At 68.3% G+C, this 15,569-nt stretch carries 11 protein-coding genes; 4 read left to right on the plus strand and 7 right to left on the minus strand.

Annotated features, from left to right (window positions below; translation table 11 throughout):
- Positions 1 to 58 precede the first annotated feature (58 nt).
- From recC to recD, 3 genes are read left to right on the plus strand one after another with little or no spacing between them, the layout of a single operon-like run.
- Positions 59 to 3,229, plus strand: coding sequence for an exodeoxyribonuclease V subunit gamma (gene recC / locus H7J86_RS09545; protein ID WP_267290697.1), 3,171 nt, complete (start codon positions 59 to 61; stop codon positions 3,227 to 3,229).
- Positions 3,226 to 6,468 carry an exodeoxyribonuclease V subunit beta gene (gene recB / locus H7J86_RS09550; protein WP_267290699.1) on the plus strand — a complete coding sequence of 1,081 codons (3,243 nt, stop codon included), beginning with the start codon at positions 3,226 to 3,228 and terminating at the stop codon, positions 6,466 to 6,468. The genes recC and recB overlap by 4 nt, the downstream gene beginning before the upstream one ends.
- Positions 6,465 to 8,075: an exodeoxyribonuclease V subunit alpha gene (gene recD, locus H7J86_RS09555; protein WP_090360080.1), complete on the plus strand. Its 1,611-nt coding sequence runs from the start codon at positions 6,465 to 6,467 to the stop codon at positions 8,073 to 8,075. Before recB ends, recD begins: the two co-directional genes overlap by 4 nt.
- A gap of 1 nt (position 8,076) precedes the next feature.
- On the opposite strand, the gene H7J86_RS09560 is transcribed toward recD, so the two are convergent.
- From H7J86_RS09560 to H7J86_RS09590, 7 genes are all read right to left on the minus strand, one after another.
- Positions 8,077 to 8,226, minus strand: coding sequence for a hypothetical protein (locus tag H7J86_RS09560; RefSeq protein ID WP_090360082.1), 150 nt, complete (start codon positions 8,224 to 8,226; stop codon positions 8,077 to 8,079).
- Between the two features lie 236 nt (positions 8,227 to 8,462).
- Positions 8,463 to 8,633 (minus strand): hypothetical protein, encoded by a 171-nt coding sequence (locus H7J86_RS09565; RefSeq protein WP_170847338.1) that lies wholly within the window; start codon positions 8,631 to 8,633, stop codon positions 8,463 to 8,465.
- Between the two features lie 176 nt (positions 8,634 to 8,809).
- Positions 8,810 to 10,288, minus strand: a complete 1,479-nt coding sequence (locus tag H7J86_RS09570; protein WP_456238359.1) for a glycoside hydrolase family 130 protein — start codon at positions 10,286 to 10,288, stop codon at positions 8,810 to 8,812.
- Positions 10,289 to 10,301: 13 nt separating this feature from the next.
- Positions 10,302 to 11,318 carry a glycosyltransferase gene (locus H7J86_RS09575; protein ID WP_090360085.1) on the minus strand — a complete coding sequence of 339 codons (1,017 nt, stop codon included), beginning with the start codon at positions 11,316 to 11,318 and terminating at the stop codon, positions 10,302 to 10,304.
- Positions 11,306 to 12,439: a glycosyltransferase gene (locus H7J86_RS09580; RefSeq protein ID WP_235683538.1), complete on the minus strand. Its 1,134-nt coding sequence runs from the start codon at positions 12,437 to 12,439 to the stop codon at positions 11,306 to 11,308. The genes H7J86_RS09575 and H7J86_RS09580 overlap by 13 nt, the downstream gene beginning before the upstream one ends.
- A 170-nt stretch (positions 12,440 to 12,609) precedes the next feature.
- The gene (locus tag H7J86_RS09585) at positions 12,610 to 13,371 is read right to left on the minus strand and encodes a GAF and ANTAR domain-containing protein (protein ID WP_235632952.1); all 762 of its coding nucleotides are present in this window, start codon (positions 13,369 to 13,371) and stop codon (positions 12,610 to 12,612) included.
- Between the two features lie 86 nt (positions 13,372 to 13,457).
- Entirely contained in the window at positions 13,458 to 14,561 is a 1,104-nt protein-coding gene (locus H7J86_RS09590) for a fatty acid desaturase family protein (protein ID WP_267292847.1), read from the minus strand.
- A 122-nt stretch (positions 14,562 to 14,683) separates the two neighbouring features.
- On the opposite strand from H7J86_RS09590, the gene H7J86_RS09595 reads away from it, so the two are divergent.
- Positions 14,684 to 15,550, plus strand: a complete 867-nt coding sequence (locus H7J86_RS09595; RefSeq protein ID WP_090360561.1) for an NYN domain-containing protein — start codon at positions 14,684 to 14,686, stop codon at positions 15,548 to 15,550.
- The last annotated feature ends 19 nt before the right edge of the window (positions 15,551 to 15,569 follow it).

Genomic DNA, 15,569 nt, shown 5'->3' on the forward strand with positions numbered 1-15,569 from the left:
AAGGCCGGCCCTGAACACCTGCTCCTGACCGGGCCACCGACTGGCTAGGGTGGCAGCGATGGCTCTGCACCTGCACCGCGCCGAGCGGACGGATCTGCTCGCCGACGGACTGGGCGCGCTGCTGTCCGAACCCCTGCCCGACCCGTTCGCGCGGGAGTTGGTACTGGTGCCCGCCAAGGGTGTCGAACGCTGGCTCAGCCAGCGACTGTCGGACCGGTTGGGCGTCTGCGCCGGTGTGGAATTCGCCAGCCCACGCACGCTGATGGCGACGCTGTCCGGCACGTCCCGCGATGATCCCTGGTCCCCCGACGCCCTGGTGTGGCCGCTGCTGGCCACCATCGACGAGAACCTCGACCAGCCGTGGTGCACCACCCTGGCCACCCACCTGGGCCACTTCGACACCGGAGAGGAGCACGAACTTCGCCAGGGCCGGCGGTACGCGGTGGCACGCAGATTGGCCGGACTCTTCGCCTCCTACGCACGCCAGCGCCCCGAACTGCTCATCGACTGGGCGGGCGTCGAGGCGGACCTGTCCTGGCAGCCGCCGCTGTGGCAGGCCCTGCTGTCCAGAATGGGCATCGACCCTCCGCACATCCGGCACGCGCACACCGTGTCTCGGTTGCGGGAAGCGCCCGCGGACGGACTCCCACCGAGACTGTCGCTGTTCGGCCACACCCGGTTGCCCCGCACCGAGATCGAACTGCTCGACGCCCTGTCCACCCATCACGACCTGCACCTGTGGCTGCCCCACCCCAGTGATCACATGTGGCAGGCGCTGTCCACTCACAAGGGACGAATCCCGCGCCGCGACGACACCGGTCACCGCGCACTCGGACATCCGCTACTGGCCACGCTCGGCCGCGACCTGCGCGAACTGCAACGGGCCCTGCCCACCGCCGCGACCGACGAATACCTTTCCGCGGCAACGTATCCGAATACTCTGCTGGGCTGGTTGCAATCCGATATCGCCGCCGACCGGCTGCGTCCCGCCGGCCGCCGGCACCGGATCACGGACCGCTCCGTACAGGTGCACGCCTGCCACGGTCCGGCCCGGCAGGTCGATGTGTTGCGTGAGGTTCTACTCGGCCTGCTCGCCGACGACGCCACCCTGGAGCCGCGCGACATCCTGGTGATGTGCCCCGATATCGAGACTTTCGCCCCACTGATCTCGGCCGGTTTCGGGTTGGGTGAGGTGGTGCACGGAGCTCATCCGGCGCACCGGCTGCGGGTTCGGCTGGCCGACCGCGCGCTGGTGCAGACCAATCCGCTGCTGTCGGTGGTCGCGCAGCTGCTGACGTTGGCCGGCGGGCGCGCCACCGCCAGTGAGGTACTGAACCTGGCCGCATCCGCCCCGGTGCGCGCCCGGTTCGCCTTCACCGACGACGATCTCGACGCCGTGACCGCCTGGGTCCGGGAGGCCAATATCCGCTGGGGTTTCGACAAGGAGCATCGTGCCCCCTATGGCGTCGAGTTCCTGCACAACACGTGGCGTTTCGGGGTGGACCGAGTGCTGGCGGGCGTCGCACTGTCGGATGACTCGCGGACCTGGCTGGACACCACACTGCCGCTCGACGATGTGAGCAGCAATCGCGTCGAGCTGGCCGGCCGGTTCGCGGAGTTCGTCGACCAGCTGCACCGGACCGTCGTCGCGCTCAGTGGCACCCGCCCACTCGGTGAGTGGCTGCACGCGCTGTCGACGGGCCTCGACGCGCTGGCACACGATGACGAGGACTGGCCCCGAGCCCAGGTCCAGCAGGAGTTCGCCGCCCTCCTCGACGGGACGGCCACCGCCGCCTCGACCGTGCTGCGGCTGAGCGATATTCGCGCGCTGTTGGACCGGCAACTGGCCGGCCGGCCGACCCGCGCCAACTTCCGCACCGGCACCCTGACGGTGTGCACCATGGTCCCGATGCGCTCGGTCCCGCACCGGGTGGTGTGCCTGGTGGGCCTCGACGACGGGATGTTCCCACGGCTGGGTGCCGTCGACGGTGACGACATCCTGGCCCGCGACCCGATGACCGGTGAACGCGATATCCGTTCCGAGGACCGACAGCTGCTGCTGGACGCCATCGGCGCGGCCACCGAGACACTCGTCATCACCTACACCGGGGCCAACGAATACACCGGGCAGAGCCGTCCGCCCGCGGTGCCGATCGCCGAACTGCTCGACACCCTGGACCTGAGCTGCGAAGGAGAGGTGTCGGTACTCACCCAGCATCCGTTGCAGCCCTTCGACATCCGCAACGTGGAACCGGACAGCTCCGGCCGTCCGTTCACCTTCGACCCCACCGCCCTGACGGCGGCCAGGGCGATATCGGGGCACCGCGAACCGCGGCCGGTCTTCGTCTCAGGTCCACTGCCGGCCCCACCCCGCGCCGATGTCGAACTGGCCGAACTGGTCCGATTCTTCAACGACCCGGTGAAAGGCTTTTTCCGGGCCCTGGACTACACGCTGCCGTGGGATGTCGACGGTGTATCCGACGAGATGCCGGTGTCGATCGACGCCCTGCAGGAGTGGACGGTCGGCGATCGGATGCTCGCCGACATCACCGCCGGGCTGACACCTCAGGACGCGCAGCAGGCCGAGTGGCGCCGCGGCACCCTGCCCCCGGGCCGGCTCGGCTGGCGTCGAGCCATCGAGATTCGGGACCAGGCAGCACAACTGGCCGCCGAGGCGTTGCGGCACCGCAGCGTCGAGGGCGACGCCTTCGACGTCGACATCGAACTGGAACCGGGCCGGCACCTGACGGGAACGGTGACCCCGGTCTTCGGCAATCTGCTCTCGGCGGTGACGTACTCCAAGCTCGACGGCAAGCATCTGCTCAAGGCGTGGATCCCCTTGCTGGCGTTGGCCGCTCACGACCCGAAGCGGGCCTGGTCGGCGACCTGTGTCGGACGGCCCAGGCGGGGCACCACCCCGCGGGTGCAGACTCTGGAGGCCCCCGACTCGGCACTGTCGGTATTGCGTGACCTCGTCGGGCTCTACGACGAGGGCCGCCGATCCCCGTTGCCGCTGCCGATCAAGACGTCGTACGCGTGGGCTGCCGCACGCGACGCCGGCGACGACCCGGAGCAGGCCGCCACCTACCGCTGGAAGAACGAATGCGAGGACAAGGCCATCGAGCGGGTGTGGGGTCGCGGTGCCCGGCTCGCCGACCTGGCCGGGCTCGACGAGTACGCGCAACGCCTGTGGATTCCGCTGCTGCGGGCCGAAAGAGGCTGGCGGTGAAGGCCTTCGACCTGCTCGGTCCGCTGCCGGCACCGCAATCGACGACGGTGCTGGAAGCCAGCGCGGGCACCGGCAAGACATTCGCACTGGCCGGTCTGGTCACCAGGATGGTCGCCGAAGGCGTGGCCGCACTCGACCAGATGCTGCTGATCACGTTCAGTCGGTCGGCCAGCCAGGAGTTGCGCGAGCGGGTGCGCGCCCAGATCGTCAGCGCGCTGGCGGCCATCGACGATCCGGAGCGGGCCGCCAACGAGCTGGAACGGCACATATGCGCCACCGATCGGCCGGCTCGGCGCCTGCGCCTACACGACGCGCTGGCCGGTTTCGACGCCGCGACCATCGCCACCACCCACCAGTTCTGCCATATCGTGCTGAAATCCCTCGGGGTGGCCGGGGACAGCGACAGCGGTGTGACGCTGGTGGAGAGCCTCGACGAGCTGGTGGTCGAGATCGTGGATGACCTGTATCTGGCGCATTTCGGCATGCAGCGCGACGACCCGGTACTCGGGTACCGCGCGGCGCTGAAGCTGGCCCGGGAGGTGGTCAACCACCCCGCGACGCAGCTGCGGCCGGTCGATCCGGAGCCTGATTCGTACGCGGCGGTGTGCCTGGCCTTCGCGCGGGATGTGCTGGCCGAATTGGAGATCCGTAAGCGGCGCAGCGGAATTCTGGGCTATGACGATCTGCTGACCCGGCTGGCCGCCGCACTCGACCGTCCCGATTCCGCCGCTCGGGTGCGGATGCCGCAGCGCTGGCCGATCGTCATGGTCGACGAGTTCCAGGACACCGACCCCGTGCAGTGGCAGGTGATCGAGCGGGCCTTCACCGGGCGCTCGACGCTCGTGCTGATCGGCGATCCCAAACAGGCGATCTACGCGTTCCGCGGCGGCGATATCGACACCTATCTGCGGGCGGCCGACACCGCGGGTGACAAGCAGACACTGGGCACCAACTGGCGCAGCGACGCCGCGCTGGTGGATCGGCTGCAGGTGGTGCTCGGCGGCGCGCAACTGGGTGGCCCGGGAATCGTCGTGCACCCGGTACACGCCCACCATCAGGGACACCGGCTGGCCGGCGCACCCCGCAACGATCCGTTCCGGCTGCGGGTCGTCACGCGGGGCAATTCCCATACCCGCACCATGCAGATCGACCGTTTACGCACCCATATCGGCAAGGATCTCGCCGCCGATATCGGCGCCCTGCTGGCCAGTGCCGCCACCTTCGACGGAGCCGCCGTGCAAGCCCGTCACATCGCGGTGATCGTCGAAACCCACAAGGACGCCAGGGCGTGCTTCGACGCCATGTCCGAGGCCGGGATCCCCGCGGTCTACACCGGTGACACCGACGTGTTCGGTTCCGAGGCCGCGGCGGACTGGCTGTGCCTGCTGGAGGCCTTCGACCAGCCGCACCGCCCGGGTCTGGTGCGCGCCGCGGCGGCCACCGCGTTCTTCGGTGACACCGCGGAAACCCTTGCCGCGGGCGGGGACACGTTGACCGACCGGGTGGCCGAGACCCTGCGCGCCTGGGCCGGACATGCGCGGGAACGCGGGGTGGCCGCGGTGCTCGAGGCCGCACAGTTGGCGGGGATGGGCAGCCGGGTGTTGTCCCGTCAAGGGGGCGAGCGGCTGATGACCGACCTCGCGCATATGACGCAACTGCTCCAGGACACCGCGCACAACGAGGGATTCGGGCTGCCCGCACTGCGGGACTGGTTGCGCACCCAGAGTTCCGGCGGCGGCGGGACGGCCGAACGTAATCGGCGCCTCGACAGCGATTCGGCCGCGGTGCAGATCATGACGGTGTGGGTGTCCAAGGGACTGCAGTACCCGATCGTGTATCTGCCCTTCGCCTTCAACCGCTACACCCCCGACCCGGATCCCGTCCTCTACCACGAAGATTCGGTGCGCTGCCTGTACCTGGGCGGGGCGGCGCCCGCAGTGGTGGCGGCGGGCAAGGCCGAGGCGGCCGCCAACGACAGCCGGTTGACCTACGTGGCGATGACCCGGGCCCAGTCACAGGTGGTGGCTTGGTGGGCACCGTCGTACTACGAGCCCAACGGTGGCCTGTCGCGGTTGTTGCGCGGGCGGGCACCCGGGACGGCCGAGGTGCCGGACGTGTGTGTGCCGGCCAAGATCTCCGATGCCGACGCATTGGCCCGCCTCCGGGCATGGGCGGACGCGGGCGGACCGGTGCTGGAGGAGTCGGAGATCGCGCCGTTCACCCTCGCTCCGGTGACGGCACCGGCCACGGACCTGTCGGTGCGGCACTTCCACCGGACCATCGATACGACGTGGCGGCGCACGTCGTATTCCGGACTGTTGCGGGCCGCCGAGGATTCCCGGACCGCGGGTGTCTCCAGTGAGCCCGAGGTGGCCGAACTGGACGACGAGATCCCCGACATCGCGTTGACCTCCCCTCCGGCGGGCGCCGATACGCCGTCCCCGATGGCCGATCTGCCCACCGGCGCCACCTTCGGTTCGCTGGTGCACGCCGTCCTGGAGACCGCGGACCCCCTCGCCGCGAACCTTGCGGCGGAATTGCAGGCCCAGGTGGCGATCCATGCGACCCGGTGGCCGGTGCCCGCCACCGCCGGTGAGATCGCAACCGCCCTGGTGCCGCTGCACGACACCCCGCTGGGTCCGCTCGCGCCGGGAAGGACGTTGCGGCAGATCGGTTTGTCAGATCGGCTGTGCGAGCTGGATTTCGAGTTCCCGCTGGCGGGTGAGGAGCACACACTCGCCGACGTCGGCGCACTGGTGGGCCGACACCTGCCTGCCGATGACCCGCTGGCCTGCTACGCCGAACGGTTGTCGACGGGGACGTTGGGCCGGCAGTCCTTGCGCGGGTACCTCTCCGGATCCATCGACGTGGTGCTGCGGGTGCCGGCCGGCGGGCAGACGAAATATGTTGTGGTCGACTACAAGACGAACTGGCTGGGCACCGCCGATGCGCCGCTGACCGCCGCCGACTACACCAGGCAGCGCATGGTCGAGGCGATGCTGCATTCCGACTATCCCCTGCAGGCGCTGCTGTACAGCGTGGTGCTGCACCGGTATCTGAGGTGGCGGCTTCCCGGGTATGCACCCGAAACCCACCTGGGCGGGGTGATCTACCTGTTCGTGCGGGGAATGTGCGGCCCCGCCACGCCGGTGACCGACGGCCACCCCTGCGGGGTGTTCAGCTGGGCTCCGCCACCGGCTTTGGTGACCGAACTGTCGGCATTGCTGGGGGACGCGTGACTCCGGATTTCGAACCGGCCGATACCCATGTGGCACAACGATTGGCGGCGCTGACCGGCGAGACCGACGAGTCGGTGATCCTGGCGGTGGCCCTGGCGGTCCGCGCCCTGCGCGGTGGGTCGGTGTGCGTGGATCTGCGCGCCGCGGCAGGCGAGTTCGGCACGGACGCCGACACCTGGCTGGCCGCCGTGCGGGCCAGTCCGCTGATCGGTCCCCCGGCGGTGCTGCACCTGTTCGGCGATCTGCTCTACCTGGACCGGTATTGGCGCGAGGAGCAGCAGGTGTGCGATGACGCACTGGCCCTGCTGGCCGCCCAGCCACCGGGGCCCACACCGGAGGTGGCGCGGCTGTTCCCGGACGGATTCGACGAGCAGCGTGCGGCCGCGAAACTGGCCCTGGCCCAGGGCCTCACCGTCCTGACCGGCGGTCCCGGAACGGGTAAGACGACCACGGTGGCCCGGCTGCTCGCGCTGCTCGCGGAGCAGGCGGCCCTGGCCGGCCGGTCGTCGCCGCGGATCGCGCTGGCGGCGCCGACGGGTAAGGCGGCCGCGCGGCTGCAAGAGGCGGTCCGCGCCGAGGTGGACCGCCTCGACCCGGTGGATCGCGCGCGGTTGACCGGGCTGCCGGCGACCACCTTGCATCGGCTTCTCGGGGCACTGCCGAACACGTCGTCGCGGTTCCGTCATCATCGGGGCAATCGGCTGCCGCACGATGTCATCGTCGTCGACGAGGCGTCGATGGTGTCGCTGACCATGATGGCCCGACTACTGGAAGCCGTCCGCCCGCAGACCCGCTTGCTCCTGGTCGGTGACCCCGACCAACTGGCCTCGGTGGAAGCCGGTGCGGTGCTGGCCGACCTGGTGGACGGCCTGGGCGCCGACCGTGTCGCCGCGCTGCACACCTCGCACCGCTTCGGCGAGTCGATCGGCGCGCTGGCCACGGCGATCCGGGACGGTGACGCCGACCGCGCACTGGAGGTCCTCGCCGCGGGTGGACCGCATATCGCGTGGACACCCACCAGCGATGCCCTTCGGGACGTGCTGCTGCCGCATGCGCTGCGGTTGCGTGAAGCCGCGCTGCTGGGCGATGCCCCGGGGGCCACGTCGGTACTGGATGAACATCGGTTGCTGTGTGCGCACCGGCACGGCCCGTTCGGGGTGACGCACTGGAACCGTCAGGTGCAGCGCTGGCTGACCGAGGCGACCGGCGAACCGATGTGGTCGGTGTGGTACCCGGGGCGGCCGGTGCTGGTGACCGCCAACGATTACGGACTCAAGTTGTACAACGGGGACACCGGGATCACCGTGGCGACGCCGGAGGGCCTGCGGGTGGCGATCGGTGCCGCGTCGTTCTCGACCGGCCGCCTCACCGAGGTCGACACCATGCACGCGATGACGATCCACAAATCCCAGGGCAGCCAGGCCGATGAGGTGACCGTGCTGTTGCCGTCGGAGGATTCACGGCTGTTGACGCGGGAGCTGTTCTACACCGCGGTGACGCGCGCCAAGACGGCGGTGCGCGTGGTGGGGTCGGCCGCCGAAGTCCGCGCGGCTATCGACCGCCAGGCCGTGCGCGCGACCGGACTCGGCCCGCGCCTGCGCCGGTAGGTCAGACGGTCCGCGCCGCGAATGCGGCGCTGGAGAGGATGCCGATCGCCAACGCCAGCGTCCCGTAACCCAGAACGGCGGCTGCGACGACGGCGGCGATCGATCCGAGACCCAGAACGACCAACAGGCCTGCTAACAATGCTCCGCCCATGTCCACCCTTTCCTATGACTGCCGTCACAATGTAGCGCATGTGGTGGGCTCAATCACACCAACCCGCGGACACGATTCGGTGGAGACTTACTTACGCGCATTTGTACAGTTCAAAAGGCTAATTTGAGCTTGCCTATCGGCCGGTATTGCCTTGCCGATCGGCCGACTAAGTGGCTCTGTGCCTCACGGAACGCCGAAGGGCCCGGACATGCCGTCCGGGCCCTTCAGGTGTGCGACTAGCGGTGGCTCTGATGGTGATGATGCACGGAAGTCCCCGGCTGCGGCGCGTTCCCCTGATAGGGGAAGCCGGTCTGCGCGTCGGCGCTGCCCGCGACGCCCAGCGCGATCATGGTCGGGGCGGCGGCAAGGACGATTCCTGCGGCGATACGGCGGGCGATGGTGGTCATGTCATCTCCTTGTGCGGCTTGGCTTTTCGCCGTTCAACCCGGGTGGTTCAAGCCCGCATTGTTCCGGCGTTGTCACCACAATGCCGGGTCCGGGCGCCGCGGTATGTCCGGCGACCGGACCACATATCGGGGGAATCCACGTTCCCCCGATCGGGGGACACACCCGGACCAGCCGACTACGGCTGCATCGCCGCGAGCAGCTCAGGAAGCGCAACGGTGGCGATTCCGATCGCGCAGTCGCCGATGCCGTAGGGCAGGACCAGGGTGTCGGCGTGCACCAGCGCCCCGCACGAATACACCACGTTCGGTACATACCCGTCCCGCTCGTCGGCCGCGGGATGTAACAGGGCAAACGGCAGTCGCCCGATGATCCGGGTGGGATCGTCGCGGTCGAGGAGTATGGCTCCGATGGAGTAGGTGCGCATCGGCCCCACCCCATGGGTGAGGACCAGCCAGCCGGCCTCGGTCTCAAGGGGGGAACCACAGTTGCCCAACTGCAGCGTCTCCCACACGGCGCTGGGCTTCTGACATTCCTGCGTCGTGGTCCACACCGACAGATGGTCGCTGAAGGCGACGGTGTTCGATTCCCGGTCTGACCGTGACATCGCGGCGAATCGCCCGTGTATCCGGCGCGGAAACAGCGCCAATCCCTTGTTCGCCGCCGCGCCACCCACCATCGGCGCCGACTCGAACGTCCGAAAATCCTTGGTGGTCAACAACTGTTGAGCTATCTCGGTGCCGCTGTAGGCCGTATAGGTGCCGTAGTAGGTGACCTCCCCGTCGTCCTCGACGAACCGGACGAATCTCGCGTCCTCCATGCCTGCCGTCTCGGCCTCCATCGCGGGCCACAGCACCCGCTCGGCAAGTGGAGTCTCGCCGCGGAACTCGACACCGTAGGAGCGGTCCGCAATCGCGGTGATCATCTTGATGGTCTGTGGTGCGTGAATCCTGGTGCGACTGTGCCGGTGTAGTTGCTCCAGCCGATCGTCGAGATCGGCCCGGGTGAACTGTTCACCGAGCTGGTCGAGCACATAGCCGACAGCCTCTTTGGCGCCGCCCATCTTGACCAGCTCGCTGCGGAACACCGCGGCGTCGAGCAGGGCCGAGGTGATGGTCCCGACCGTCGCGAACGGCACGGCATCGTCGAAGTGGACCGTCCCTGTGCCGTCCACGGTGCCGGTGCGGAATCCGATGGACGATCGATGCCCTTCACCGATACCCCGCACGCTCATCACACACCGCAGGCTGCCCGGCGCCACCCCCGATTGATCGGGGTGCTCGACGATGCTGGGATTGCACAGCGCGGCACCCTCGATGGTGTACTCGCTGGTGAAAGCGGCGCCCAGCAGCAAGATCCGGGCGTCGGAAAGATCCCGCCCCGGGTCCAGCCGGTCGGACAGCTCGCGTGCGTGCCGGCGGAAGGTGCCCACGAGATCGCGGTGACGCCGGTCGAACCGGACGAGCACATCGTCGAGGGCCGCCCGAACACCGTCCTCGTCGAGTGCCAGTATCCGCCGCAATACCGCTCCCGCCCGGGACTCGTGGACTTCGAATCCTTCTTGACCGGGCACGAACAACCTGGTGATGACACGTGTCGGATCGGCCGCCATCCGTAGTGGGCTCCGGGTGACCAGTTCCTGGTCCGCCAGTGTCACTGGGTCATACCGGTCACTGCGGAATACCGGCGAAGCGCCTGGCCAGTTGAAGTGTGGACATCGCCGCCAGCGTCGACTCCGCCCCCTGATTGATGTTCACGCCGTGCTCGTGCAGACCGTCGTATCCACCGCCGGTCTCGGGGTCCCACATGAGCAATCCCGCGTCGTTCGCACCCTGGAACCACGCTGCCGCGGCGCGTACGGTGTCGGGCCAGATCGACCGCGCATCGACGGAGGCTGCCCGGGCACACGCATCGGCCAGGGTGGATATCTCGATCGGCTGCTGGTCGAAACCGGGCCTGTGCTCGCCGGCCGACCAACCTCCGACCGGTGTGGGAGACAGGTGATCGCCGTGTGTCTCGCGTTCGATCAGCCAGCCCAGCAGATCCAGGCCGCGCTGACCGAGGGCGGGGTCCCCGACAACGGCGGCCGCAGCGATCATCGCCTCGGCGAGTACGGCATTGGCGTAGGTGAGGCGCTCCTCCGGCCAGGGCCAGCTCGGGTCGCCATTCGGCGCCGGGAGACCCGCGACGTAATCGTCGATCAGGCGTCGGGCCGCGGTGTTGCCGGGCTCGACACTGAGCAGTTCGGCGGCCCCGACCACGGCGAAGGCCATGGCTCGCGGCCACTTGGAGCGACCATGGGCGGCGCGCTCGAACTGCACCACCGCCAGCCTGCGCACCAGACCCAGATCGTTGTGTGCGGCGGCCGTGCCCAGACCCCACAGGCACCGGCCCCAGCAATCCTCCAGCGCGAAGCCGTCGGTCCACTTGCCGCTGTGGTCCATTCGATTACGGCATCCCCCGGAGTACGCCTGCGCCTCGTCCAGGAATCGCACCGCCAGCCGGGACAGCCCGTGGACCGCGTCGCCCGCCTCGGGCTCGCGGCTGGCCACCACCAGCACTCTGGCCATATCGTCGGTGCAGTACCCGTGGGTCTGGCGAGGCGAGGTGCCGGAGGCGTGTTCGAAGGTGCCACGTCGGTCCGAGAGTCTCAGCAGATGACCGAACTCCGTCGTTATGACAGCCATGTCTGCTTCGACCGCTTCGCCAGAATTCGGTGTGCCACAGCTTGATACGAGGTGGCTACCACCGGCCAGGCCATTGCCGGCGCGAGCCGGCGGGCCTCCGCGGCCATCCCCCCGGCAAGCCGGGGCTGGGTCAGGACGGCCTCCAAGGCGGCCGTCATCGCGTCCGGATCATCGTGAGGCACCACGATGCCGGCTCCGGTCGCAAGCAGCTCGACGGCGTGCGGGAACGCGGTCGCGACCACCGGGCGGCCACTGGCGATCGCATCCACCAAGACACCGGAGGTGACTTGATCGGTGGAGTCGTAGGGCAGCACCACCACCGACGCGGACTGCGCGAGAGCGGACAACGACGCCACATCGCGGTAGCCGGCGTCGAAATGGACCGCTGCCGAGATGCCTGCGCGCCGCGCCTGCTCGGCACGAGCCTCACGATAGGCCTCACCTTCTGCGGCAAGAACCTTCGGATGGGTGCGACCGGCGATCAGGTATCGCGGGCTGCCCCTGAGCGTGTGCAGGGAACCCATCGCGTCGATCACCCGCTCGATGCCCTTGCCCGGGCCGAGCAGTCCCCAGGTCAACAGGGTGGGGCGGCCGCTTCGCTTGGTATGGCCGAACGTCGTGACGGCCGCGCCGTGCGGAATGGTGCTGACCTTCCGGCGTTCGACGTCGAAACCTGCACACAGCCGCAGCGCGGCCGAGTCCGACATCACCACCACCTGATCCGCCAGGGCCGCCACCGCCTCCAATACCGAACGCTGGTGCCGCGTCGGATCCTTGGGGACGGTGTGCAGTACCACGATCGACGGAATCTGCAGCGCGCCAAGGATACTGATGACCTCATCGCCATCGGCACCGCCGTAGATACCGTATTCGTGCTGGATGACCGCGACATCGCTGTTGTTGAGCAGATCCGAGCACGCGTCGACCGAGGACGGCGACCCGTTGATCAGTTCGCCGACAACGCGATTGCTACGGCTGGGGGTGCCGTCGGCCACGCGCACCACATTCACGTCGGCGCCATTGGCGGCCAATCCGTCCGCCAGTGCGGCGCTGAACGTGGCGAGGCCGCACGGAGTGGGCGGATAGGTGCTGAGAATTCCGAAGCTCGGCGTTGCCGACACCGGACGCTCCAACAACGGGGTATTCGAGAATTGAGAATTAAGAAAAGGTTTCAAGGTGTGATCCAGACAGTCGGATGTCACCGACGTGCCCGGCGCGAGCTGCTGCTCGTGAGATCAACGGCGGACAGCTGACTCATCCCGGACTGGCTGGGGTCCCAACACTGTCCACATTACACCCCGGGTTCGGCCCCGGCCTGGTCAGCACGGCGAGCACGGGCCCGGCGCACGGCTTCGGCGACGATATGTTCGGCCACCTCGGCCAGTTTGCGTTGCTCGGCCTGACTCATCGCCCGTAGCTGACCGAACGCCTCCGCGGCGCTGCGCCCGGTACGCGCGCGGATGATCCCGATCGCCTGATCGATCACCGGACGCGTCGAGAGGGCCACCTGGAGCTGACCGGTGAGCGCGAGCGCGTCGGCCAGGATCCGGGCGTTGTGCACCGCGACGGCCGCCGGCTTCGCGAACAACTCCGCGAACTGCGCCGAATGCTCATCGAAGGCGTCCTTCTCGCGGCTGTAGAGGCTGACCGCACCGACGACCCGGTCACCCAGCAACAGGGGCACCGCCATCGCACTGTGCACGCCGAGCCGGCCCACCCGCGGACCGAATCGCGGCCACAGTTTGGTCCCCCCGAGCGAACCGGATCGCACCGTGCGCCGTTGCATCGCGGCGGTGATGCTCGGCCCCTCGTGCACCGTGACGTACTGGATGGTGTCGATCTCGTCGACGAACGGCGAACTCGCAGCCGACGCCAGGACGGGGTCGTCCTGGCGTTCCAGCTGCAGCAACGTCACGCCGGCACCGTCGGCGCCGGGGACGGCCCGCACGGCCGAGGCGGCCACCTCGGCGAGCACCTGGTCCAGGTCGAGGCTGTCTGCCACCAACCCGGCGAGGCTGGTGAGCCCGGCCTGCAGGTCGGCGACCGCAGTCACACCGTGATCATCTACGGAGTGCTCCGTCATCGCCCGTGCCCATACGCTCGGCCGGCAACGTACACGTGCCGGATACCCGGTTCATATTAGTTGACCCGCTTCAGACCCCAACGGCCCCGAAGTCCTTCGTCGGGCAACGCGAGCCGGAAGTTGGTCCGCAGCGTCTGCAGATACTGGCGGGCCAGCGACCCCGTGGTGTACGCGAGGTCGTATTTGTCGCACAGTTCCCGGACCCGCACGCTGATCTCGGCGTACCGGTTGCAGGGCAGGTCGGGAAAGAGGTGGTGCTCGATCTGGTAGCACAGGTGACCGCTCGAAAATGCCATCACGGGGCCTGCGTTGAAGTTGGCCGCGCCGAGGAGTTGGCGCAGGTACCACTCCCCCCGGGTCTCCTGCTGCAGGATCTCCGGCGCGAACTGCTGCACACCGTCGGGGAAATGCCCGCAGAAGATCACCACGTACGCCCACAGATTGCGGAGCAGGTTCGCCGTGACGTTCGCGGCCAGGGTCCGTCGCCATCTGCGCAGGCTCAGGGCCGGCAGCAGGACGTAGTCCTTGGCCACCTGCCGCCCGACCTTGCGGAGCAGCGACTGCGTCACCGCACGCCGGCCGGCTTCGGTGGTGGCCCGCTCGTGCTCGGAGTGCATTCCGTGACGCGCGATACCCCATTCGAAGATGAGGGCGAGCAGCAGGTTCCGCAGCGGCTGCAGCAGATACTCGCGCTTCCAGGGCTGATCCCGGGTCACCCGCAGCACACCGAAGCCGAGGTCGTCGTCCACTCCGAGCACATTGCTGAACACGTGATGCCGGTAGTTGTGCGAATAGCGCCACTGTGCGGAGGTGCCCGCCATGTCCCATTCCCACGTGGTGGAATGGATCTCCGGGTCGTTCATCCAGTCCCACTGGCCGTGACTGACGTTGTGCCCGATCTCCATGTTCTCAACGGATTTCGCGTACGCCAGCAGGACCGCGCCGGCCACCCAGCCCGTCCTCGACGTGCTGCCGGCGATCACCAGCCGGGCCGTCAGGTCCAGTACCCGTTGGAACGCGATCACCCGGTGCAGATAGGTGGCGTCCGGGCCACCCAGGGAACCTTCGATATCCGACCGGATCGCGTCCAGCTCGGCGCCGATCGCCTCGACGTCCGCCGGACTCAAGTTCGCGTACTCCGCGATATCGCTGATTGCCACCTGAATTCCCGGTCCGTGTAGGTACGGCGGCAGAGTCCGGGCCACCTCAAATGCAACACCTCCACCCTAGGCCCCGGAACCGATCCGCGCCACGCCGCGACCCCATGAGCAAGACTGGACCCATGACCGAGACCTCTGCCGCCCGTGTCGCGGTATACCTCGACTTCGACAACATCGTGATCTCAAGGTATGACCAGGTGAACGGGCGCAATTCGTTTCAGCGCGACAAGGCCAAGGGACTGGACCCCGCTCACCTGGCCCGCGCCACCGTCGACGTCGGCGCCGTGCTGGACTTCGCCTCGTCGTTCGGCACCCTGGTGCTCACCCGGGCCTATGCCGACTGGTCGGCCGATGTGAACGCGGGGTACCGCCAACAGCTGGTGGGACGTGCCGTCGACCTCGTGCAGCTGTTTCCCGCGGCCGCGTACGGCAAGAACGGCGCCGATATCCGGTTGGCGGTCGATGCGGTCGAGGACATGTTCCGACTGCCCGACCTGACCCATGTGGTGATCGTGGCCGGCGATTCCGACTACATCCCGCTGGCGCAACGCTGTAAGCGGCTGGGCCGCTACGTGGTTGGTATCGGGGTGGCGGGATCGTCGAGCCGTGCGTTGGCCGCGGCCTGCGACGAATTCGTGGTGTACGACGCCCTGCCCGGTGTTCCGGTGTTCGAGCCCGTACCGGCTTCCGAACCGAAGAAGGCCGCTGGACGGTCGAAGAAGACGGAGGAGGACGAGCCGGACCCCCAGGCGGCCGCCACCGCGCTGCTCAGTCGAGCTCTCCAGATCGGCCTGGAGAAGGAAGACGCGGAGTGGCTGCACAACTCCGCGGTGAAGGCACAGATGAAGCGGATGGATCCGTCGTTCAGCGAAAAGTCTTTGGGATTCCGATCTTTCAGCGACTTTCTGCGGTCGCGCTCGGACACCGTCGAATTGGATGAGAGCTCGACGACCCGGCTGGTGAAACTGCGTGGCGACCGATCGGACTAGCCGTCTCGCGGTGAATGCC

The organism is Mycobacterium hackensackense, from assembly GCF_025822555.1.
Lineage (GTDB): Bacteria > Actinomycetota > Actinomycetes > Mycobacteriales > Mycobacteriaceae > Mycobacterium > Mycobacterium fluoranthenivorans.